Below are 20,764 nucleotides of genomic sequence, written 5' to 3'. Positions count from 1 at the left end.
ACTGCACAAACAAGCTTTTAATGGATTATTTCAAGCATAAATATTTTATCAGGCAAACCATCCATAAGAACAAACCAAAACAGTCATGCATATCAATTCAATTCAACAGGTTAGCATAATGTTTCATACAGGTTACGTTCAGGGGCGCAGTATAATCCGTTGCGGTTGGCAGGCAATAAGTGGCATGAGAAATATATCTATAAGGTGATCCCGTCGATCCTCCCATAAAAAAACCGGAGCCTGTCGGGGCTCCGGTCTTGTCACGAAAGAGAGTCTCAGTCGCGGACGTAGATCACTTCGACACCGTCGTCATCTTCGTCATCCCAGTCGTCGTCATCGTCCAGAGCGTCATCGAAGGCCTTGGAGGCCGCCAGGGCTTCCGCCTCCGCCTGGGCCAGCTGGTTCTTGTGGTAGTCGTCCCACTTGAACTCGACCTTCTCGATAGCGGCCTTGGCATCGGCTTCCAGCTGACGGGGCATGGTGTCCAGCAGATCCAGGATGTCGTAGCAGACCTTCTTGGTACCTTCCTTGCTGATGGCGGTGATCTGGTAGACAGGGCCTTCGTAGGCCAGCGCGGCCTTGACGCGATCCATCACTTCCTGAGCTTCTTCTTCCAGGATCAGATCCATCTTGTTGAATACCAGCCAGCGCGGCTTGCCTGCCAGCTCGGGGCTGTATTTCTCCAGCTCCCGGACTATGGTCACGGCATTTTCGGCCGGATCGGAACCATCGACCGGGCAGATATCCACCAGGTGGATCAGCACACGGCAACGCTCCAGGTGCTTGAGGAAGCGGATACCGAGGCCGGCACCTTCGGCAGCGCCTTCGATCAGACCCGGGATATCGGCGATGACGAAGGAACGGGAGTTCTCCCCACGTACCACACCCAGGTTCGGCACCAAGGTAGTGAAGGGATAGTCGGCCACCTTCGGGCGAGCAGCAGAGACGGCGCGAATGAAGGTGGACTTGCCTGCGTTGGGCAGGCCCAGCATGCCGACGTCAGCCAGCAGCAGCAGTTCCAGCTTCAGGGTACGCACTTCACCCGGGGTGCCGTTGCTCTTCTGATAGGGGGCACGGTTGACCGAGCTCTTGAAACGGGTGTTGCCGAGGCCGTGGAAACCGCCCTTGGCGACCAGCAGCTTCTGGCCATGGGTGGTCAGATCCCCCAGCAGTTCACCGGTATCTTCATCGCTGGCGCGGGTACCGACCGGGACGCGCAGGGTGCGATCCTTGCCGCGTCGGCCGGTACAGTTGGCGCTCTGACCGTTCTCGCCACGCTCGGCGGCATGGAAACGCTCGAAACGGTAGTCGATCAGGGTGTTCAGGTTCTCATCGGCGATCAGATAGACATCGCCACCGTCACCGCCGTCACCGCCGTCCGGGCCACCGTTCGGGATGTACTTCTCACGGCGAAAGCTCACACAACCGTTACCACCGTCACCGGCATCGACTCGAATCTGGACTTCATCAACAAACTTCATAGGTAACCGTCACCTTAATTCGAAAAACCGATACGCAATTATAGTGGTACAGGCCCCTTCGGGCGAGACGCATCTGGCCGATGAGGCCCGTCTGCGCCGGCTCATCCGCGTGCCGTTTTTTCGTCAAACTCATCAGAAAAACAAAAGCCCCGCCAGGTTGGCGGGGCTTCGGATCCTTGCGGTCCGTAATTACTCAGCAACGATGCTGACGTACTTACGATTCTGCGGACCTTTAACTTCGAACAACACTTTACCTGTCGCAGTAGCGAACAGAGTGTGGTCGGTACCCAGGCCAACGTTGGTGCCAGGGTGGAACTTGGTGCCACGCTGACGAACGATGATGCTGCCTGCCAGAACTGTTTCGCCGCCGAAACGCTTAACGCCAAGGCGTTTAGCTTCAGAATCGCGACCGTTGCGGGATGAACCGCCAGCTTTTTTATGTGCCATTTATCGGACTCCTCTAATTAAGCGCTGATGCCAGTGATTTTGACTTCAGTGAACCACTGACGGTGGCCCGCTTGCTTACGATGGTGCTTACGACGACGGAACTTGACGATAGTCACTTTCTCGCCACGGCCGTGAGCCACAACTTCAGCTACAACCTTGCCACCTTCAACGAAAGGAGCACCTACTTTAAAAGTGTCGCCTGCAGCAACCATCAGAACTTCGTTGAAGTCGATGGTAGCGCCAGTCTCAACGTTCAGCTTTTCCAGACGAACGATTTGACCTTCGGCCACACGGTGTTGTTTTCCGCCGCTTTGGAATACCGCGTACATTTGATTAACTCCGTAAAGGCGTGTCTTTTGCTCAAGGCCAGACACGCGCAAAAACCTATAACAATGGGCCGGCATTCTACGCAGAACGATTTGCCTAGGCAAGGCCAATTTAGCAAAAAGTTTATTTTGTGCGCATATCTGCCGCCGTGAATAAACGCTTAACTGTAACCCATTGTGAAATCGTGTAGAATCCCCGCCATTGCTAAAAACGCAGTAATTGCTGCCGTCACGTTACGAGACTTATGGACCAACAGACTATCCGTGCGCTCTGTGCCGCCGACATGACGGCGGTCAATGAACTGATCCTGGCCAGACTTCAGTCCGATGTCAGCCTGATCAACCAGCTGGGTTTCTACATCGTCAGTGCAGGCGGAAAACGGATGCGCCCCATGCTGACGGTGATGGCCGCTCGCGCACTGGGGTACCAGGGTCAGGACCATCTCAAGCTCGCCGCCATCATCGAATTCATTCATACCTCAACCCTGCTGCACGACGACGTGGTCGATGAATCCGACCTGCGCCGCGGCCGGGAGACCGCCAATGCGCTGTTCGGCAATGCCGCCAGCGTCCTGGTCGGTGACTACCTCTACAGTCGCTCCTTCCAGATGATGAGCGAGCTCTCCAACTTGCGGGTGATGGAGATCCTGTCGGATGCCACCAACACCATCGCCGAGGGGGAGGTGCTGCAGTTGATGAACTGCAACGATCCCGACACCACGGAAGAGAGCTACATGACGGTCATCTACTGCAAGACCGCCAAGCTGTTTGAAGCCGCCACCCGCCTCGCCGCCGTGCTGACCCATCAGACCGAGCCCGTCGAGCAGGCCATGACCGACTACGGCAAGTACCTGGGTACCGCCTTCCAGATCATCGACGACGTCATGGACTACTGCTCCCAGAGCGACGAGATGGGCAAGAACGTCGGCGACGATCTGGCCGAAGGCAAGCCTACCCTGCCGCTGCTGCGCGCCATGGCCGTGGGCACCCCGGAGGAGCGTCAACTCATCCGTGACGCCATCGAGCACCGCAACGGCATGGAGCATCTCGAGCGCATCCTGGCCATTCTGGACCGCACCGGTGCCCTCGAGTACGCCCGTCAACGCGCACGGGAAGAGGCCGACAAGGCCATCGCCGCCCTCGCCATCCTGCCTGACTCCCAGCACAGGCAGGCGCTGGAGACCCTGGCCCAGATGGCGGTACAGCGCAGCGCCTGAGCCAGCGTGTCAGCATCCAAGAAAAAAGAGGCCTGCGGCCTCTTTTTTATGGTCTGCGCTTTGTTCTGAGGCATCAGCGCTGTCTTGACTGCTCAATGGGACAGTGCCCAGAGGATCACAGCCCCCGCCACCACCAGGCAGCCGCCGATGCGACGCAACTGCTCCGGCGGCTGATCGCTCATCAGTCTCAGCATCCGCTGCCAGACCCTCGGCGCCAGCAAGGGGCCCAGCCCCTCGAACAGCAGCAACAGCCCCACTCCTATCAAGATGGCTGTCAGCATGACTCCTCCTGCCCTCTGGGCCCTTGTCTCATCAAGCAAAAGGGCCTGAATCATCAGGCCCTTTGGGTTATGGCGCTATGCCTGCTTACTGCTTGTCACCATGAGGTGACTTGAGGTAGCGGAAGAACTCGCTGTCAGGCTTGAGGACCATGAGGTCGTTGCCACCGGCGAAGCTCTTGCGATAGGCCTCCATGCTGCGCACGAAGCTGAAGAACTCGGGATCCTTCTTGTAGCTGTCGGCATAGATCTTGGCGGCTTCGGCATCCCCTTCACCACGCAGCTGACGCGCATTACTCTCGGCGTCGGCGATCATGACGGTGACCTTGCGGTCGATGTCGGCACGCAGGATCTCGGCCTGCTCGCGGCCCTGGGAGCGGTGTTCACGGGCGACGGCAGTCCGCTCGGCACGCATCCGCTGATAGATGGAGCTGGAGACTTCCACCGGCAGGTTGATCTGCTTGATCCGCACATCCACCACCTTGATGCCGAGCTCGGAGGAGCGCGCCATCTTCATCAGGGCATCTTCCATCACGGTACTGCGCTCACCGGAGACGATGTCCTTGATGGTGCGGTTACCGATCTCGGAACGCAGACCGTTGTTGATCTTGCGCTTGAGCAGGTCTTCGGCCTGGATCTTGTTGCCACCACCGGTCGCCAGGTAGTACTTGGAGAAGTCCTCGATCTTCCACTTCACGTAGGAGTCGATGATGAGGTCTTTCTTCTCGGAGGTGACGAAGCGATCCGCCTGACCTTCCAGGGTCTGGATGCGGGCATCCATCTTGCGAACCTGATCGATGAGCGGCACCTTGAAGTGCAGGCCCGGCTCATAGAGGCGCGGCTCGCCGGAGTCAACCCGCTTCACCTTGCCAAACTGCACCACGATTCCCTTCTGCCCTTCATCGATGATGAAGACGGAAGAGAAGCAGACCATGGCGGCCACAGCGATGACACCAATAGCTAGCTTTTTCATCTATCAGTTTCTCCCTGTGCTGAAACGGTCACCGCCACGCAGCGGGGTCGGGGTGGAATTCGCCCCTTCGTTGGACGGCTGGGCCGGCTCCACCGCAGGTGTGCCCGCCGGACGCGCCGGTTGCGCGGCATTGGCCTTGCCGGACAACTTGTCGAGCGGCAGATAGATCATGCTGTTGTTGCCAGCAGGCATGTCCACCAGCACCTTGTTGGCTTGCTGATAGAGCTCTTCCATGGTTTCCAGGTAGATACGCTCGCGAGTCAACTCGGGGGCGGACTGATACTGGGGCAGCAGCTCGTTGAAGCGGGCGACTTCACCCTTGGCCTTCAGCACGATCTGGGACTTGTAGCCTTCGGCTTCCTGTTCCAGACGCTTGACCTGACCACGGGCCTTGGGCTCGACTTCACGGGCATAGGCTTCCGCTTCACGGATGAAGCGTTGCTCATCTTCCTGGGCGGAGATGGCGTCATCGAAGGCGTCTTTCACCTCTTCCGGCGGACGCGCCGGCAGGAAGTTGACGTCGACGATCTGCAATCCCATCTGATAGGGCTCGATGATGCCATCGATCACCTGCCAGGTCTCCTGACGGACTTTTTCCCGACCCGTGGTCAGGACATCATCCATCTTGGTGTGACCCACCACGTAGCGCAGGGCGCTGTCGGTGGCCTGGCTCAGACTCTCGTCGGCGTTGGTGACGCTGAACAGATACTGCTCGGGATCGACCACGCGGTACTGCACGTCCATCTCGACCCGCACCACGTTCTCGTCCTGGGTCAGCATGAAACCAGAGGCAGGCAGGGAGCGCACCGATTCCACATCCACCGGGATCACCCGATCGATGAAGGTCGGCTTCCAGCGCAGGCCCGGATCCACGTTGTGGGAGTACTCCCCAAAGCGCAGTACCACGCCCCGCTCGGCTTCACGGATGGTGTAGAAGCCGCTGACGACCCACACCACCACGGCCACCACCAGGGCGATGGAGAGGCCAAACTTGCCCACATCACCACCCGATTTGCCACCACCGAACAGGCCACCGAAACGACGGCTCACCTTGCGCAGCATCTCGTCCAGATCAGGGGGTCCCTGATTCTTGCCGTTGTTCCCCCAAGGGTCACGGTCTTTGCCGTTGTTACCAGGCTCATTCCAAGCCATCAGCGTCTCCATTAATACATGCGGATGGATATCATCTCTACCGAGCCATCAACCGTTGACGAAGCTTGTCTTCATCGCCGGATCAATGCCTGATAAAGCGTTGTAAACTCTCACCTTCTTGTTTCATGAGGCGGTTCCAGTCGGCAAGCTGCAAGCGAACCTCCAGGACAAAATCCCCCTCCTCGCTGAAACCTTCCTGCTCGATGCCTTTCAGCCGATAGAGCGCACTGCGCAGTCTTGCGGCCGAGGGCGGCAACTGCAGGGTGTGATGAACCATGGACCCGGCCAGCAGTTCGGTCAGGGCCTGGAACAGGTATTCACTGCCTTCACCCGTCTGGGCCGACAGCCAGACCCGTTGCGGGCGCCCTTCGTCATCCCGCTCCAGACCGGCCGGACGATCGGTCAGCTTGTCGATCTTGTTGCAGATCATCAGCTGGGGACGGTCGTCCGCTTCGATCTCGGCCAGCACTGTCTGCACCGAATCGACATTCTCCTGCATCTGCTCATCGGCACAGTCCACGACGTGCAGCAGCAAGTCCGCTTCGCGGGTCTCCTGCAGCGTCGCCTTGAAGGCCGCGACCAGATCATGGGGCAAGTGCCGAATAAATCCAACTGTATCCGCCAGGATCACATCACCCACATCCTGGATCACCAATTTACGCAGGGTGGGATCCAGGGTTGCGAACAGTTGGTCGGCAGCATACACGCTGGCATCTGTAAGTTGGTTGAACAAAGTGGACTTTCCGGCGTTGGTGTAGCCCACCAGCGACACGGTCGGCACCTCGTTGCGGTTGCGGGCGCGACGCCCCTGCTCCCGCTGCTTCGCCACCTTGTCGAGCCTGCGTAAAATAGCCTTGATGCGCTCTCGCAGCAGGCGTCGGTCGGTTTCAAGCTGGGTTTCACCCGGGCCGCGCAGACCGATCCCGCCCTTCTGACGCTCAAGGTGGGTCCAGCCTCGCACCAGGCGAGTGGAAAGATGGCGTAACTGGGCCAGTTCGACCTGCAATTTGCCTTCGTGGGTACGGGCGCGCTGAGCGAAGATATCGAGGATGAGGCCTGTCCTGTCCACCACACGGCATTGGAACAGACGCTCCAGGTTGCGTTCCTGGGCAGGGGTCAGAGCATGGTTGAAGATGACCACGTCCGCACCCAGCATCTGGACCTGGGACGCGATCTCTTCCGCCTTGCCGCTACCGACAAAAAATTTGGCACTGGGCGCGCTGCGGCTGGTGGTGATCACCCCCAGCGCATTGACCCCGGCCGAGCTCACCAACATCTTGAGCTCGTCCAGATCCTCGCGCTCACCCTCATCGCTGAAGTTGACATGTACCAGAACGGCCTGTTCACCAGCTTCGTAACGGTCAAACAAGCGCTTGCTCCTTGACAGGTATCATGATGATTCTGAGTTGGCGAGTGGGCTCGCCGCGGGATATCACGCCTCGGCTTCACCCTGCTCTTCACCGGCGGCGCCCGGGGCGTGCTGGTGATGGTTGACGGCACGGGCCGGCACCACGGTGGAAATGGCGTGCTTGTAGACCATCTGGCTCACGGTGTTCTTCAGCAAAATGACAAACTGGTCAAACGATTCGATCTGACCCTGCAGTTTGATGCCGTTCACCAAATAGATAGAAACAGGAATCCGCTCACGGCGCAGCGCATTCAAAAACGGGTCTTGGAGAGATTGCCCCTTAGCCATCTTTCTTTTCCTTATAGTTTGTTGTTTTTAAACACCGGATATCAATATAACAACCTGATTATACAGGGAGTGTCAAGCCGCACCAGCTCGGGCGACCACCCTGGCCACATTGCCAGACTCACCAGATTCCAACCAGGTCAGGTCGGGCCAGCCACGCAACCAGGTCATCTGACGCTTGGCCAGCTGACGGGTGGCCACGATGCCACGATAACGCATCTCATCATATCCCACTTCCCCTGCCAGGTAGTCCCACATTTGGCGGTAGCCAACGCAGCGGATAGCTGGCAGATCCGGGTGAAGATCACCCCGCTCATAGAGCGCTCTGACCTCCTGTTCGAACTCCCCTTGCAGCATCTTGTCGAAACGCAGCTCGATGCGTTGATGCAGCACGGCGCGATCGCTCGGCGCGATGGCAAACTGGTGCACCCGGTAGGGCAAGCCTTCCCCCTGCACCTGGGTCAGTTCGGTCAGTGTCTTGCCGCTGATGCGATAGACCTCGAGCGCCCGGCTGAGCCGCTGCGGGTCATTGGGATGGATCCGCGCCCCGGCCACCGGGTCGATGCGCACCAGCTCGTCGTGCAGCGCCTGCCAGCCGAGGCGGGCGGCCTCTGCCTCAATCTCGGCGCGAATGGCCGGATCGGCGGAGGGCAACGGAGAGAGCCCCTCCAGCAGCGCCTTGAAGTAGAGCATGGTGCCCCCCACCAGCAGCGGGATGCGGCCGCGGTCGGCGATCTCTTTCATCTCCCGCAGGGCATCGCGGCAGAAATCCGCCGCCGAATAGCTCATGGCCGGATCCAGGATGTCGATCAGGCGATGAGGCGCCTGGGTCAGCTCGGCGGCAGTCGGCTTGGCGGTGCCTATGTCCATGCCGCGATAGATGAGCGCGGAGTCCACGCTGATGATGTCGCAGGGCAGGGCCTGGCACAGTTCAATGGCGAGATCCGTCTTGCCGGAGGCCGTCGGCCCCATCAGAAAAATTGCAGTCGGCAAGTCAGCCACTTTCATGTTCCTCTGGCACGGTCGCCTCGTCGGGAGGCGTACCATGCAAATAGCTATCAATGAATGGAAGAGGTCAGCCCCGGCGACTCAATCGCCTTGTGCAAACCCTTCCAGCACGGCCGCCAACGACAGAGGGCGCGCCATGCGAATGTCTGCCAGTTGGTCACTGAAATCGGTCACAAGTTCCGTCAGCAGCCGGCTGGCAGTTGAAAAATCATATATTTTCTCGGTGCTTATCCCCTGCTCCACCAGCCACTGGCATAGTACTTCAGCCTGCTGGCCAGCATCACTGTCAGATCCGCTCTCGATCAATTGCAGCAATTCGGGTAAGAGACGCACCAGATCGGTCTGGCGCAACAAGGCAGGCACCCGAGTCAGGATCATGGTGTCGCGTCCCCCGCTTTTCAACTCCAGCCCCATGCGTTTGAGCAAACGTTCCTGCTCGGTCACCAGCGCAATCAGGTTCTTTGGCAGCTTGAAGGAGACCGGCAGCAGCAGGGGTTGCGCCGCCAGCCCCTGGCCCCAGGTCTCCAGCAACCAGTGGCGCAGCAACACCCGCTCGGCCCGCACCAGGGAGAGCAACGCCAGTTGTCCCTCTCGCTCGATCAGCAGATAGGCCTGTTCCACCAGGGTCAGGGCGCGAGTCCCTTGCGGCGGCGAACCGGCCGGGGTGACGGGGGCAGCCTGAGATACCTCCCCCGCTACCGGCAGGATGGTGAGCAGGGCGCCCATGCCGCGCATCGCCTCCCGGCTGGGGGGCTCGGGGGGCTGGTAGCTGCCCGCGCGGCCAGCACCTTCGCGCACGGCGCCGCCATCCCGCGTCTGGGCGGGGGCTCTGTAGCTGTGCTCGGCACCATACCACTCGGGGCGCGGCGCCTGGCCTGGATACTCTATCTGCGAGCTGGTCGGCAGCTCGACCAGGGTTTCGGCGAGTGGCGCATCCGGCTCGCTGGCCCCCACCCCTTCCCGGCGCAGGGCGGTAAAGAGCGCCTGGAAGATGAAGTCGTGGATGAGTCGCGCCTGATGGAAACGCACCTCGTGCTTGGCGGGATGGACGTTCACATCCACCTGACGGGGATCCAGCTCGATGTAGAGCACATAGGCGGCGAAGCTGCCGGCGGGCAGCAGCTCGTCATAAGCCTGACGGATGGCGTGGTTGATGAGCTTGTCGCGCATCATGCGGCCGTTTACATAGGTATATTGCAGATCGTTCTGCGGCCTGGCCCCCGCAGGCAGCGCCAGCCAGCCCCACAGACGCACGTCGCTGTGCTCGCTCTCCACCGCCAGCGCGTGGTGCATGAAGGGAGTGCCGCAAACGGCGGCGAGGCGGCGCTCCTGTTCAGGCACCGTATTGGCAGCCTTGTACTGGCGCACCACCTTGCCGTTGTGGCGCAGGATCAAGGTAATGTCGAAGCGGGAGAGCGCGATGCGGCGTACCAGCTCGTCGATGTGAGCAAATTCGGTCTTCTCGCTGCGCATGAACTTGCGCCGCGCCGGGGTGTTGAAGAAGAGGTCCACCACCTCTACCGTGGTCCCCACCGGGTGGGCCGCCGGCTTGACGGTGACGCTCATCTCGCGCCCTTCGGCCTGCGCCTGCCAGGCTTCGGACTGCTCCGCGGTGCGGGAGGTGAAGGTGAGACGGGAGACAGAGCTGATGGAGGCGAGCGCCTCGCCACGAAAACCGAGGCTGTTGATCCCTTCCAGGTCATCCAGGGTCGCCACCTTGGAGGTCGCGTGTCGTGACAGCGCCAGCACCAGCTCCTCCTTGGCGACGCCGCTGCCGTTGTCACGGATGCGGATAAGCTTGGCGCCCCCCTTGTCGATGTCGATCTCGACCCGGTCGGCCCCCGCATCCAGGCTGTTTTCCACCAGCTCCTTCACCACAGAGGAGGGCCGCTCCACCACCTCGCCGGCAGCAATCTGGTTGGCCAGGATAGGAGGCAATATACGGATCGGCATGGCTTACTCCTGATGGTTTCGCTTGCGGGGTTAAGACACTTTCAACACGTGGACGGGCCGCGCCACCGCACCTTCGCCAGCAGCCATCCGGTTGGCCGACGTGGCGAACAATGCAGGGCACGGCCTGGCTTGAGCGCCAATCCGGGCGCCCCTCGGCCCTGCATCGCCAGCTCCCGCGCGTTAGTTTTGGGGAATGTAGAGCACCTGCCCTATCTGGATATCCCGTGACTTGAGCTTGTTGATCTCCACCAGCCGCGCCTGGCTCACCCCGTGCTTCTCGGCGAGGCGGGAGAGGCTTTGGCCGCGAGTGACCACGTGGCGGATCATCTGGGACTTGTCGTCGCGCTGGCTGCTTGCGACCGGCATGCTCGGCTCCTTGGCCGCCACCTTGTAGGGTTTTATCACCCCGGCACCGGAGGCGCTGCCGACACTGCTGACCGGGGCACCGCCATCACTGCTGCGGCTCGGTACTGTCGCCGGCATGCGGTTGGCCACCTGCTGCCGGGGCGCGGGGGCAACCGCCGCCTTTTTCGCCGCAGGCTGACTGACGCTAGCCAATTGCTGCCCCTTGCCGGTCATCATGGGGCCCTTGGTCGGGTGGCTGCGGTAATAATTGCGGATCCCCTCGAAGATGGCCCGGGCCAGCTGATCCTGATAGCTGGCGGTAGCCAGCAGCTTCTCTTCCGCATGGTTCGAGATAAAGCCCGTCTCCACCAGTACCGAGGGGATGTCCGGCGCCTTAAGCACCGCCAGACTGGCGTGTTCCGGCGCCTTCTTGTGCAGCCGGGCCACCCGTCCCATGGAGCGCAGGATCTGGCGACTGACGTCGTATCCCTCGGCGCGAGACTTGTCCATGGAGAGATCGAGGAAGGTCTGCGCCAGATAGGGGTTGGGATCGGACTCGGCCAATACCTTGCCCACCCCGCCCAGCAGTTCCCCCTGCTTCTCCTGCTTCTCCAGCCAGCTGCCCATCTCGCGGTTGGCGCGATTGGTCGACAGCACCCAGACCGAGGCGCCGCGCGGGGTCGAGTTGTGGAAGCTGTCCGCATGCACGGACACCAGCAGATCCGCCTTGGCCTTGCGGGCGATTTCCGAGCGCTTGTTGAGATCGACGAAATAGTCACCACGACGGGTCATCACGGCACGCATGCCCGGCTCGCGGTCGATCAGTGCCGCCAACTTCTGGGACACCGCCAGGGTCACCCGTTTCTCGTAGGTGCGGCGCGGGCCGATGGAGCCGGGATCTTCCCCGCCATGGCCCGGATCGATGGCGATGACGATGGCCTTGCCCTGGCCGCCGACGGGAGCAGGCTGCGCCGTGGCGCCGCCCTTCTCTTCATAGGGCAGATCGATCACCAGACGATGACCGTAGGGGCCCGCCGGTGCCAGCGGGAACACCACCGGCTTGATGCTGGAGCTGAGATCCAGCACCAGACGCATGCTGCCTTTTTCAAGGGGCGTGCTCTCGCGGATCTTGCGCACCAGTTCGCTCTTGTTCTCGATGCGAGCCAGGTTGGCGGCGTTGCTCGCCCCCTTGAGATCGATCACCAGACGACTCGGGCCGCTCAGGGTGAAGTAGTTGAAATTGGGGGCGCTGCTCATGTCGAGCACCACCCGGGTGTTATCCGGCGACGGCCAGACCCGCACACTCTTGAGCTGATTTGCCCAGGAGGGTAAGGCCATCAGGGAGAGGGCAATAACAAGGATCAAGCGCACTGAGATGACAACCGTTCCAGAATGGCTTCGCCAATAGCAGTGCGCGCCGCAATCAGGGCCTCGCGCTGCTCGTTTACATACGTCAGGGTAATCTCGAGATCGGGGGACGGCAGCCAGCCTTCCCCTTTTTCAGGCCACTCCACCAGGCAGAGGGTATCGGCGCCGAAATAGTCCCGAATCCCCATGAATTCCAGCTCTTCCGGATCCGCCAGTCGATAGAGATCGAAGTGATAGACCTGCCAGTCGGCCAGTTCATAGGGCTCCACCAGGGTATAGGTCGGACTCTTAACCTTGCCTTGATGGCCAAGCCCTTGCACCCAGCCGCGGGTCAGGGTGGTCTTGCCGGCCCCGAGGGCGCCGTGCAGAAATACGGTAGTAGCCTGTTGGCATGCCTGCGCCAGGCGGCCGCCCAGAGCCACAGTTGCTGCCTCGTCCGGCAGTGTCATCATCAACGTTTTTGCCATGTTCTTCTTGTTACTTGTTACGGTGTCGGATTGACCAGACGGCGGATCCAGGGCAGCAGATCCGATGCCAGCATGCCCCTTTCTCCCTCGGCCGCGGCCAGGTCGGAGGCCTCTGCGTGAATCACGGCCCCCAGTCGCGCGGCCATGCCGGCAGACCAGCCCTGAGCCAGGAGGGCGGCGATTATACCAGATAACAGATCCCCCATGCCGCCACTGGCCATGCCGGGATTGCCTTCATCGCAGAGGCTGATGCGCTGGCCATCGCAGATGAGCGAGCCCGCCCCCTTGAGCAGCACCACGCCGCCGTATCGCTGCTGCAGCCGCGATACGGCGGCGAAGCGATCCGCCTCGACCTCGGCGACGCCGCAATCCAGCAGGCGGGCCGCCTCCCCTGGGTGGGGCGTGAGCACCCAATTATCCTGATGACGGGGTGCCTGCGCCAGCCAATTCAATCCATCGGCGTCCAATACCAGTGGCCCGCTGGCATTGAGGTGGTGTTCGAACTGAGCCCTTCCCCACTCATCCTGCCCGAGCCCCGGCCCCAGCACGCGCACCGAGGCCCACCCCTCGTCCATCCCGACCGGACATCCCATCAGCTCAGGTTGCACCAGGCTGGCGGGGGGAGAGTCCGGGTGCTGGCACAGTCGCACCAGACCCGCCCCCGCCCGCAGGCAGGCCTGCCCCGCCAGCAGTATGGCTCCCTGCATCCCCAGGTTGCCCCCCACCAGCAGCACCTTGCCGTGCTTGCCCTTGTGGGCCGAGCGGGGACGGGGAAAGAGCAGATTCTTTAGGCGGGGATAATCCAGGCGCTCGGCGGCGGGCACCAGGCCGGCCTCGGGCACCACCCCGAGGGGATCCCAGTCGAGCTGGCCGACACCGTCCACCCCGTCGGCGGTGAGCATGCCCTGCTTGATGCCGATGAAGCTGAGAGTACGGGTGGCGTGCACCAGGGCCCCCATGGCACGGCCGGTGTCGGCATTGAGCCCGGAGGGGAGGTCCACCGCCAGAACGGGAGCATTCAAACCATTGATTGTTGAGACGATCTTTGTCATTGGCAAGGAGAGGGGGAGCTGGACACCGGTGCCGAGCAGTGCATCTATCACCAGATCCGGCGAAGGGAGCGACGCCCCCTCGAGCGCATCGGCCATCATCACCTCCCCCCCCGCCGCCAGCCACTCATCGGCGGCCCGCCTGGCGTCTCCTCTGAGCAGGCCCGGGGCCCTAGCGGCGATCACCAGAGGCTCGAGGCCGAGTCGACGGGCGAGGCGGGCCAGCACATAGCCATCCCCCCCGTTGTTGCCCGAGCCGACGAAGATCCACCAGTGGTGACTCTGGGGCCAGTGATGGCGAGCATAACTGCACAGGGCGGCACCGGCCCGCTCCATCAAGGCGTAGAGAGCTTGCCCCTCACGCTCGGCCCAGCGCTGCTCCATCTTGCGGATCTGTTCGGCCCGCCACAGCGGCTGTGCTAGACTGATGCCTTGTTTTTTGCCGATAGCGTCCTCGATACCCTCTACCATGACGGCTCCCCACCTTCATCATCCACTGGCCCGATTCCTGGCTTGGCATATGACGTGCCATGACGGCGCACGGCCCTCGTCACCCTCAGTGCTGCGGGCGCCATGCCGCTGCCAGCAGGCAGGTAAGGCACAATGACGGCCGCCGAACTCGCGCAACTGGCCCACGATATCAAGCTCTGGGCACGGGAGCTAGGATTTGACCAGGTCGGCATCACGGACACGGATCTCGCCCTCGAGGAGCCCAGATTGCAGGCCTGGCTGGATGCGGGTCATCACGGCACCATGGACTACATGGCGCGCCACGGCATGATGCGGGCCCGGCCCCACGAGCTGCTGCCGGGCACCCTGCGGGTGCTGTCGGTGCGGATGAACTATCTCCCCTTCGAGGCGGGCTTTGCCGCCACCCTGCGCGATCCTACCCTGGGCTATATCAGCCGCTATGCCCTCGGGCGCGACTACCACAAGGTGCTGCGCAACCGGCTCAAACAGCTGGGAGAGCGCATCGAGCAGCGCTGCCAGACACTGTTGCCATCCACGCAGGCAACCCCGGGGGAGTGGCGCCCCTTCGTCGATTCGGCCCCCATCCTGGAACGCCCGTTGGCGGCCAAGGCGGGGCTCGGCTGGGTGGGCAAGCACTCGCTGCTGCTCAACGAGACTGCCGGCTCCTTCTTCTTTCTCGGAGAACTGCTGGTCGGCCTGCCGCTGCCCGTCGATGCACCGGTGGAAAAAGAGCAGTGCGGCAAGTGCGTGGCCTGCATCAACATCTGTCCGACCGGCGCCATCGTCGCGCCCTACGTGGTGGACGGGCGGCGCTGCATCTCCTACCTCACCATAGAGAACGACGGCCCCATCCCGGAAGAGTTCAGGCCGCTGATGGGCAACCGCATCTACGGCTGTGACGACTGCCAGCTCATCTGCCCCTGGAACCGCTATGCGGATGCGAGCCCAGAGCCCGACTTCAGCCCGCGCCCCAATCTGCATCGCCCGCCGCTGTTGACCTTGTGGGGCTGGAGCGAGAGCGACTTTCTCAAGCACACCGAAGGCAGCCCCATCCGCCGCATCGGCTATCGGCGCTGGCGCCGTAACCTGGCGGTAGCGCTCGGCAACGGCCCGGCCAGCAGCGATGCCATGGCCGCACTGCAACAGGCGCTCGCCAGTGCCGAGCCCATGGTGGCCGAACACATCGAGTGGGCGCTGGCGACCCTGGCCGTGCGCCAGGAGAAAGAGGACAAGAAGACCCGTTTGTTGATCCGCTGCATCGAAAAAGGCCTGCCGGATCACGCATAAGTGATCTGGTCCTTGCCGGATGACAGCACTTTTTTCATGCTCTGCCGACCATTGGCCATCGGCACAATAAAAGGAAGATTCGGATGCAGATGTTGGGAGTAGATATTGGCGGCTCCGGGATCAAGGGCTGCCTGGTGGATACCGAGACTGGCGAACTGATTGGCGAGCGCCACCGCATTGCCACGCCGCAACCGGCCACCCCGGCCGCCGTGGCGCACACCCTCAAGGCGCTGGTAGAGCACTTCCAGTGGAAGGGCCCGGTGGGCTGTGGCTTCCCCGCCACCATCCACAACGGCATCGCCAAGAATGCCTCCAACATCGACAAGAGCTGGATCGAGACCGACGCCGCCCACCTGTTCGCCGATGTGACCGGCCTGCCCTGCCACGTGCTCAACGACGCCGACGCGGCCGGGCTGGCCGAGATGCGCTTCGGTACCGGCCGGGATCGCAAGGGAGTGATCATCCTCATCACGGTGGGGACCGGCATCGGCACCGCCGTGTTCGTCAACGGCCAACTGCTGCCGAACACCGAGCTGGGTCATCTCATCCTGGAAGGGATGGTGGCAGAGCACTACTGCTCGGACGCGGTGCGCAAACGCGAGGATCTCTCCTGGAACCGCTGGGGCAAGCGCTTCAACAAATACCTGGCCCGCCTCGAGTTCCTCTTCTCCCCCGACCTCTTCATCCTGGGAGGCGGCAGCGCCGCCAAGCTCGACAAGTTCATCGACCGGATAGAAACCCGTGCCCCCCTGGTGGCGGCGGCCAGTCTCAACCAGGCCGGCATCATAGGGGCCGCCCTCTATGGCGCGGCCCGGCAAGAGGACTGACTCTCCTCCCGACAACGCCGCAAGAGGCCCGGACCGGGCCTCTGCCATGGCCCGCTAGATGTCGTCGAGCCGATGGGCTCCGTGCACCAGCCGGGTCAGCCGGGATTGCGCCATGGATGCCAGCGACGTCAGCAACGCGGCCGTGTCCGGCGTGGGGCACTCGCGAGCCAGGCGCCCCAGCTCGCCAACGAGTTTTTCCTCCTGCCGCGACACCATGGCCACTATCTCCTCGGGCTGAGTACCGGCCGCCAATGCCAGACGCTGGCAATCGGCCAGCAGATCCTCACCGAAGCCCTGATCCAGCCAGGTCTCCTTGACCGCACTCCCCATCTGCTCCCGATAGTCGTGCAGGTGGGCCGCCGCCGCGTCCTCCCGTCCTTGCAAATAGGCCAGCAGCATCCGGCTGCGCTCCCCATCCACCTGGGGGATCAGGCGCCCGTAACTGCGCCCCTGCTGCTGATGCAGTTGTTCGAGGTAAAGCATCAGGTCCTTGATCTGTTGAAATCGCATCTCTGCTTCCTCCTGCCGTCCACCTCCTGCCAGTATAAAAAAACGCCGCTCCTTCCCCGGATAAAAACGGTCGTTTTTTGTTCTACATCAAAGGGATGGGAAAGAAAAAGAAGAAAACGAAGAGAAGTGGGCAAAGAGATTCCTCCCTGTCATGCTGGCAACTGACTGCCAGCGCCCAGGGGTAGGCCGTGACAAAACGGGGGAATCATCGATTCAAGGGTGATTATCCAGGTTATATTCGGAAGGATGATTTAAAATCAGAATCTAATATTGAAGCTGTCGGTTTACTCCTCTTCCCTTAGTCAGCGAGCGGGAATCCTTATCCATTTTTTAGACGTCTAGACGTAGAAACATGCGTTGACACAGCCATCCGGACATCTTAGCATCATCCTCCATGATGGCAGAGCAACCCAGTGAAACCTCTGCCCAATTCACCCGCCTGTAGCGCCCTGTGCTTTAAGGCTGTTAGCACGGAAGAATCCATGATTAAGTTGATCGGTCTCAACAAAGTCTACGGTAAAGGCAGTGACGCCGTGCACGCCCTGCGTGACGTGAGCCTGCATGTGCCACAAGGCAAGATTTTCGGGGTGATCGGCGCCTCCGGTGCCGGCAAGAGCACCCTTATTCGTTGCGTCAACCTGCTGGAGCGTCCCACCCAGGGCCAGGTCATCGTCGATGGTCAGGATCTCGTGGCCCTGAGCGAGCGGGACCTGACCCAGGCTCGTCGCCAGATCGGCATGATCTTCCAGCATTTCAACCTGCTGGCCTCCCGCACCGTGTTCGCCAACATCGCCTTCCCGTTGGAGCTGGCTGGCTGGAACAAGGCACAGATCCAGACCCGGGTCGACGAACTACTGGCCCTGGTTGGGCTGGAAGCCCGTGCCCACGCCTATCCGTCCGAGCTCTCCGGCGGCCAGAAGCAGCGCGTCGCCATCGCCCGCGCCCTGGCTCCGGCCCCCAAGGTACTGCTGTGCGACGAGGCCACCTCGGCCCTCGACCCCCAGACCACTCGATCCATCCTGAGCCTGCTCAAGGAGATCAACGTCAAGCTGGGGCTCACCATCTTGCTCATCACCCACGAGATGGATGTGGTGAAGGGGATCTGTGACGAAGTGGCCATCATCAGCGACGGTCGCCTGATCGAGCAGGGCGAGGTGGCCTGGTTCTTCAGCAACGCCAAGACCCAGCTGGCCCGTGACTTCATCCACTCCACCATCCACCTGGAGGTGCCCCAGGAGTACCAGGACAGGATGAGCACCGAGCGGGTGGCGAACAGCTATCCCCTGGTGAAGCTCGGCTTCACCGGCGCCACCGTTGATTCGCCGCTCATCTCCGAGGTGAGCCGCCGTTTCAACATCGACATCAGCATACTGAGCGCAGACATCGAATACGCTGGTGGCGTCAAGTTCGGCTTCCTGCTGGCGGAGCTGTTCGGGGATGAGGCCCAGTGCGAGGCCACCCAGCAGTTCTTCATCGACAACCACATTCAGCTGGAGGTAATGGGCTATGTCCGAAGCAATGACTAATCTGCTGCGCCCAATCCTCGGCGACTCAGCCATCCTATCCAGCTGGAGGTAATGACTCATGTCCGAAGCCATGATTAATCTGCTCATCACAGCCCTCGGCGACACCCTGATCATGGTGTTTGCCTCCGCCCTGTTCGGCTGCCTGCTCGGCCTGCCGCTCGGCGTGGCACTGCACGTGACCAAGGCGGGCCAGATCCTGGCCAACCCGTTGCTGAACAAGATCCTCGGCATCGTAGTCAACGTCGGCCGCTCCGTGCCCTTTATCATACTGCTGGTGGCCATCATTCCACTGACCCGGCTGATCGTCGGCACCAGCATCGGCACTATAGCCGCCATCGTGCCGCTGACCGTGGGCTGCATCCCCTTCATCGCTCGTCTGGTGGAAGGTGCCCTGATGGAAGTGCCGGACGGCCTGCTCGAAGCCGCCAAGGCCATGGGTGCCAAACCCTTGCAAATCATTGCCAAGGTGCTGCTGCCTGAGGCCCTGCCCGGGATCCTCAACAGCATCATCATCACCCTCGTCACGCTCGTTAACTACTCCGCCATGGCCGGTGCCATCGGGGGGGGCGGTCTCGGCGATGTGGGTATTCGCTACGGCTACCAGCGCTTCGACCCTACCGTCATGCTGGTCACCGTGGTCATTCTGGTGGTACTGGTTCAACTCATCCAGAGCGCAGGTGAGCGCCTGGTCAAACAATGTGATCATCGTTAATCGTCGATTTCTGACAGGAGGTTTTTATGAAATTGGGCATTAAATCCGCTGCGGCTGCGCTGCTGGCAACTCTGGTACTGGTCGGCTGCGGTCAGAAGGAAGAGAGCAAGACCCTGAAAGTCGGCGCCATCGCCGGCCCCGAGACCGAACTGGTCGAGACCGCGGCCAAGGTGGCAAAGGAGAAATACGGCCTGACCGTCGAGATCGTCACCTTCTCCGACTACGTCACCCCGAACGTGGCACTGAACGACGGCAGCGTCGACGTCAACGCCTTCCAGCACAAGCCCTACCTGGATGCCCAGATCCGTGATCGCGGCTTCAAGCTGGTGCCGGTTGGCAACACCTTCGTCTACCCGATCGCCGGTTACTCCAAGAAGATCAAGGCCCTGTCCGAGCTGAAAGACGGCGCCCAGATCGCGGTGCCGAACGATCCGACCAACCTGGGTCGCTCCCTGATCCTGCTGGAGAAGCAGGGCCTGCTGAAACTGAAAGAAGGTGCCGGTCTGGAAGCCACCGTGCTGGACATCGCCAGCAACCCGCGCAACTTCAAGATCGTCGAGCTGGAAGCCGCTCAGCTGCCCCGCTCCCTGGAAGATGTTGATCTCTCCATCATCAACAACACCTTCGCCGGTCAGATTGGCCTGACCCCGACCGAGAACGGCCTGTTTGTCGAAGACAAGGAGTCCCCCTACGTCAACCTGATCGTTGCCCGCGAGAACAACAAGGACGACGAGAAGGTCAAGGAGTTCGTCCAGGCCTTCCAGACCGACGAGGTCTACAAGAAGGGGACCGAGCTGTTCAAGGGTGGTCTGGTAAAAGGTTGGTAATCACTCACTCTGTAAAAAAGGCCACGTCAAGCGTGGCCTTTTTTTTTGCCCCCGTTATCATAGCCAGAAGCACGGCAACACGAAAAAACAGAACAACAATGAAGAAATGGTATCTAGCCTACTGCAAGCCCAAGGAAGAGGCTCGCGCTCGCGCCCATCTGGCAGCCCAAGGCGTCGAATCCTATTACCCCATGGTGGAAGTCGAGAAGCTGAGACGGGGCAGACGGGTTCCGCTACGTGAACCCATGTTCCCCAACTACCTGTTCATCTACGTGGATCTGGAAGAGGTCACTCCGGTCACCCTGAAGTCCACCCGCGGCATCAGCCGCATCATTCACTTCGGCAAGGAGTGGACCCCCGTCAGCAGCCAGCTGATCTACCGGCTGATGAGCCGGGACGACAGCGACGAGGCGCGCGCCAGCTATGCCCGCCTGCCGACGCAAGGGGACAAGGTATTGATCGAATCTGGTCCCCTGGCCGGGTTCGAGGCCATCTACCTGGAGCCGGATGGCGAGAAGCGGGCGATCCTGCTGGTCAGCCTGCTCAATCAGGAGACCAGCAGCAGCTTTGACAACCAGGCCTTCCGGCGACTGGACTGATTCTCACCAGACGTCGCTGGCGAGAAGCGCCCCACCCCTGCTGGTCAGCCTGCTCAACCAGGAGACCAGCAGCAGCTTCGACAACCAGGCCTTCCGGCGCCTGGACTGACCCGGATTCCGGCATCTAGACGGCGTCGGCAGCGAGAAGCGCCCCACCCCTGCTGGTGAGCCTGCTCAATCAGGAGACCAGCCGCAGCGTCGACCACCAGGTACTGGAAATAAAACGGGGCAGGCCCATCGGCCTGCCC

At 61.4% G+C, this 20,764-nt stretch carries 22 protein-coding genes; 8 read left to right on the top strand and 14 right to left on the bottom strand.

Going from position 1 to position 20,764, the window contains the following annotated elements; genetic code table 11:
• Window positions 1-275 precede the first annotated feature (275 nt).
• The 3 genes from cgtA to rplU form a co-directional block, all read right to left on the bottom strand.
• On the bottom strand, window positions 276-1,481 hold the full coding sequence (cgtA, locus tag ACB039_RS14640; RefSeq protein WP_218409651.1) for an Obg family GTPase CgtA: 1,206 nt from the start codon (window positions 1,479-1,481) through the stop codon (window positions 276-278).
• Window positions 1,482-1,670: 189 nt separating this feature from the next.
• A complete protein-coding gene (gene rpmA, locus ACB039_RS14635) occupies window positions 1,671-1,928 on the bottom strand; it encodes a 50S ribosomal protein L27 (protein ID WP_005911261.1) in 258 nt (85 codons plus the stop codon).
• Window positions 1,929-1,945: 17 nt separating this feature from the next.
• Window positions 1,946-2,257 (bottom strand): 50S ribosomal protein L21, encoded by a 312-nt coding sequence (rplU, locus tag ACB039_RS14630; protein ID WP_005304210.1) that lies wholly within the window; start codon window positions 2,255-2,257, stop codon window positions 1,946-1,948.
• Between the two features lie 242 nt (window positions 2,258-2,499).
• Here rplU and ispB point away from each other — a divergent pair, with 242 nt between their 5' ends.
• Entirely contained in the window at window positions 2,500-3,471 is a 972-nt protein-coding gene (gene ispB, locus ACB039_RS14625; RefSeq protein ID WP_171272527.1) for an octaprenyl diphosphate synthase, read from the top strand.
• Between the two features lie 92 nt (window positions 3,472-3,563).
• Here the strand turns inward: ispB and ACB039_RS14620 are convergent, their stop codons facing one another.
• From ACB039_RS14620 to ACB039_RS14575, 10 genes are all read right to left on the bottom strand, one after another.
• Entirely contained in the window at window positions 3,564-3,752 is a 189-nt protein-coding gene (locus ACB039_RS14620; RefSeq protein ID WP_005327246.1) for a DUF2065 family protein, read from the bottom strand.
• Between the two features lie 85 nt (window positions 3,753-3,837).
• Window positions 3,838-4,722: a protease modulator HflC gene (gene hflC / locus ACB039_RS14615; RefSeq protein WP_041206348.1), complete on the bottom strand. Its 885-nt coding sequence runs from the start codon at window positions 4,720-4,722 to the stop codon at window positions 3,838-3,840.
• A gap of 3 nt (window positions 4,723-4,725) precedes the next feature.
• Complete coding sequence (hflK, locus tag ACB039_RS14610; RefSeq protein ID WP_041206349.1) at window positions 4,726-5,874, bottom strand: FtsH protease activity modulator HflK; 1,149 nt, start codon at window positions 5,872-5,874, stop codon at window positions 4,726-4,728.
• A gap of 82 nt (window positions 5,875-5,956) precedes the next feature.
• Window positions 5,957-7,243, bottom strand: a complete 1,287-nt coding sequence (gene hflX, locus ACB039_RS14605) for a ribosome rescue GTPase HflX (RefSeq protein WP_005327255.1) — start codon at window positions 7,241-7,243, stop codon at window positions 5,957-5,959.
• A 63-nt stretch (window positions 7,244-7,306) separates the two neighbouring features.
• Entirely contained in the window at window positions 7,307-7,570 is a 264-nt protein-coding gene (gene hfq / locus ACB039_RS14600) for an RNA chaperone Hfq (RefSeq protein WP_011704864.1), read from the bottom strand.
• Window positions 7,571-7,642: 72 nt separating this feature from the next.
• Window positions 7,643-8,575: a tRNA (adenosine(37)-N6)-dimethylallyltransferase MiaA gene (gene miaA, locus ACB039_RS14595; RefSeq protein ID WP_081805770.1), complete on the bottom strand. Its 933-nt coding sequence runs from the start codon at window positions 8,573-8,575 to the stop codon at window positions 7,643-7,645.
• A gap of 81 nt (window positions 8,576-8,656) precedes the next feature.
• Window positions 8,657-10,528: a DNA mismatch repair endonuclease MutL gene (mutL, locus tag ACB039_RS14590; protein WP_371165932.1), complete on the bottom strand. Its 1,872-nt coding sequence runs from the start codon at window positions 10,526-10,528 to the stop codon at window positions 8,657-8,659.
• A gap of 180 nt (window positions 10,529-10,708) precedes the next feature.
• Entirely contained in the window at window positions 10,709-12,244 is a 1,536-nt protein-coding gene (locus ACB039_RS14585; RefSeq protein ID WP_041206350.1) for an N-acetylmuramoyl-L-alanine amidase, read from the bottom strand.
• Window positions 12,235-12,708, bottom strand: coding sequence for a tRNA (adenosine(37)-N6)-threonylcarbamoyltransferase complex ATPase subunit type 1 TsaE (gene tsaE / locus ACB039_RS14580; RefSeq protein WP_041206351.1), 474 nt, complete (start codon window positions 12,706-12,708; stop codon window positions 12,235-12,237). The genes ACB039_RS14585 and tsaE overlap by 10 nt, the downstream gene beginning before the upstream one ends.
• A gap of 17 nt (window positions 12,709-12,725) precedes the next feature.
• Window positions 12,726-14,228: a bifunctional ADP-dependent NAD(P)H-hydrate dehydratase/NAD(P)H-hydrate epimerase gene (locus ACB039_RS14575; protein WP_041206352.1), complete on the bottom strand. Its 1,503-nt coding sequence runs from the start codon at window positions 14,226-14,228 to the stop codon at window positions 12,726-12,728.
• A 132-nt stretch (window positions 14,229-14,360) separates the two neighbouring features.
• Between ACB039_RS14575 and queG the strand changes: the two genes are divergently transcribed.
• Together queG and ppgK are read left to right on the top strand one after the other, a co-directional pair.
• Window positions 14,361-15,515 carry a tRNA epoxyqueuosine(34) reductase QueG gene (gene queG, locus ACB039_RS14570; protein ID WP_005327306.1) on the top strand — a complete coding sequence of 385 codons (1,155 nt, stop codon included), beginning with the start codon at window positions 14,361-14,363 and terminating at the stop codon, window positions 15,513-15,515.
• A gap of 83 nt (window positions 15,516-15,598) precedes the next feature.
• Window positions 15,599-16,342 carry a polyphosphate--glucose phosphotransferase gene (gene ppgK, locus ACB039_RS14565; RefSeq protein WP_005327307.1) on the top strand — a complete coding sequence of 248 codons (744 nt, stop codon included), beginning with the start codon at window positions 15,599-15,601 and terminating at the stop codon, window positions 16,340-16,342.
• Between the two features lie 54 nt (window positions 16,343-16,396).
• On the opposite strand, the gene ACB039_RS14560 is transcribed toward ppgK, so the two are convergent.
• Window positions 16,397-16,852 carry a hypothetical protein gene (locus ACB039_RS14560; protein WP_005327308.1) on the bottom strand — a complete coding sequence of 152 codons (456 nt, stop codon included), beginning with the start codon at window positions 16,850-16,852 and terminating at the stop codon, window positions 16,397-16,399.
• Between the two features lie 482 nt (window positions 16,853-17,334).
• Here ACB039_RS14560 and metN point away from each other — a divergent pair, with 482 nt between their 5' ends.
• From metN to ACB039_RS14535, 5 genes are all read left to right on the top strand, one after another.
• A complete protein-coding gene (gene metN / locus ACB039_RS14555; RefSeq protein ID WP_041206353.1) occupies window positions 17,335-18,378 on the top strand; it encodes a methionine ABC transporter ATP-binding protein MetN in 1,044 nt (347 codons plus the stop codon).
• A 58-nt stretch (window positions 18,379-18,436) separates the two neighbouring features.
• The gene (locus ACB039_RS14550) at window positions 18,437-19,090 is read left to right on the top strand and encodes a methionine ABC transporter permease (protein ID WP_005327310.1); all 654 of its coding nucleotides are present in this window, start codon (window positions 18,437-18,439) and stop codon (window positions 19,088-19,090) included.
• 26 nt (window positions 19,091-19,116) lie between these two features.
• Entirely contained in the window at window positions 19,117-19,917 is an 801-nt protein-coding gene (gene metQ, locus ACB039_RS14545) for a methionine ABC transporter substrate-binding lipoprotein MetQ (RefSeq protein WP_005327312.1), read from the top strand.
• A gap of 98 nt (window positions 19,918-20,015) precedes the next feature.
• On the top strand, window positions 20,016-20,516 hold the full coding sequence (gene rfaH, locus ACB039_RS14540; protein WP_005331636.1) for a transcription/translation regulatory transformer protein RfaH: 501 nt from the start codon (window positions 20,016-20,018) through the stop codon (window positions 20,514-20,516).
• Window positions 20,485-20,625: a hypothetical protein gene (locus ACB039_RS14535; RefSeq protein ID WP_371165931.1), complete on the top strand. Its 141-nt coding sequence runs from the start codon at window positions 20,485-20,487 to the stop codon at window positions 20,623-20,625. The genes rfaH and ACB039_RS14535 overlap by 32 nt, the downstream gene beginning before the upstream one ends.
• Window positions 20,626-20,764 lie beyond the last annotated feature (139 nt).

It is taken from the genome of Aeromonas sp. S2(2024) (assembly GCF_041402505.1).
GTDB classification, from domain to species: Bacteria; Pseudomonadota; Gammaproteobacteria; order Enterobacterales; family Aeromonadaceae; genus Aeromonas; species Aeromonas media.
This window is presented reverse-complemented; position numbering and strand designations above follow the sequence as displayed.

What these genes read in the sequence shown, in the direction of transcription:
- cgtA (WP_218409651.1), bottom strand. Translation starts at nt 1,481, where the DNA reads ATGAAGTTTGTTGATGAAGTCCAGATTCGAGTCGATGCCGGTGACGGT.
- rfaH (WP_005331636.1), top strand. Translation starts at nt 20,016, where the DNA reads ATGAAGAAATGGTATCTAGCCTACTGCAAGCCCAAGGAAGAGGCTCGC.
- mutL (WP_371165932.1), bottom strand. Translation starts at nt 10,528, where the DNA reads ATGCCGATCCGTATATTGCCTCCTATCCTGGCCAACCAGATTGCTGCC.
- rplU (WP_005304210.1), bottom strand. Translation starts at nt 2,257, where the DNA reads ATGTACGCGGTATTCCAAAGCGGCGGAAAACAACACCGTGTGGCCGAA.
- ispB (WP_171272527.1), top strand. Translation starts at nt 2,500, where the DNA reads ATGGACCAACAGACTATCCGTGCGCTCTGTGCCGCCGACATGACGGCG.
- metQ (WP_005327312.1), top strand. Translation starts at nt 19,117, where the DNA reads ATGAAATTGGGCATTAAATCCGCTGCGGCTGCGCTGCTGGCAACTCTG.
- ACB039_RS14575 (WP_041206352.1), bottom strand. Translation starts at nt 14,228, where the DNA reads ATGGTAGAGGGTATCGAGGACGCTATCGGCAAAAAACAAGGCATCAGT.
- metN (WP_041206353.1), top strand. Translation starts at nt 17,335, where the DNA reads ATGATTAAGTTGATCGGTCTCAACAAAGTCTACGGTAAAGGCAGTGAC.
- queG (WP_005327306.1), top strand. Translation starts at nt 14,361, where the DNA reads ATGACGGCCGCCGAACTCGCGCAACTGGCCCACGATATCAAGCTCTGG.
- hflC (WP_041206348.1), bottom strand. Translation starts at nt 4,722, where the DNA reads ATGAAAAAGCTAGCTATTGGTGTCATCGCTGTGGCCGCCATGGTCTGC.
- miaA (WP_081805770.1), bottom strand. Translation starts at nt 8,575, where the DNA reads ATGAAAGTGGCTGACTTGCCGACTGCAATTTTTCTGATGGGGCCGACG.
- rpmA (WP_005911261.1), bottom strand. Translation starts at nt 1,928, where the DNA reads ATGGCACATAAAAAAGCTGGCGGTTCATCCCGCAACGGTCGCGATTCT.
- ACB039_RS14560 (WP_005327308.1), bottom strand. Translation starts at nt 16,852, where the DNA reads ATGCGATTTCAACAGATCAAGGACCTGATGCTTTACCTCGAACAACTG.
- hflK (WP_041206349.1), bottom strand. Translation starts at nt 5,874, where the DNA reads ATGGCTTGGAATGAGCCTGGTAACAACGGCAAAGACCGTGACCCTTGG.
- ppgK (WP_005327307.1), top strand. Translation starts at nt 15,599, where the DNA reads ATGCAGATGTTGGGAGTAGATATTGGCGGCTCCGGGATCAAGGGCTGC.
- ACB039_RS14550 (WP_005327310.1), top strand. Translation starts at nt 18,437, where the DNA reads ATGTCCGAAGCCATGATTAATCTGCTCATCACAGCCCTCGGCGACACC.
- hfq (WP_011704864.1), bottom strand. Translation starts at nt 7,570, where the DNA reads ATGGCTAAGGGGCAATCTCTCCAAGACCCGTTTTTGAATGCGCTGCGC.
- tsaE (WP_041206351.1), bottom strand. Translation starts at nt 12,708, where the DNA reads ATGGCAAAAACGTTGATGATGACACTGCCGGACGAGGCAGCAACTGTG.
- ACB039_RS14620 (WP_005327246.1), bottom strand. Translation starts at nt 3,752, where the DNA reads ATGCTGACAGCCATCTTGATAGGAGTGGGGCTGTTGCTGCTGTTCGAG.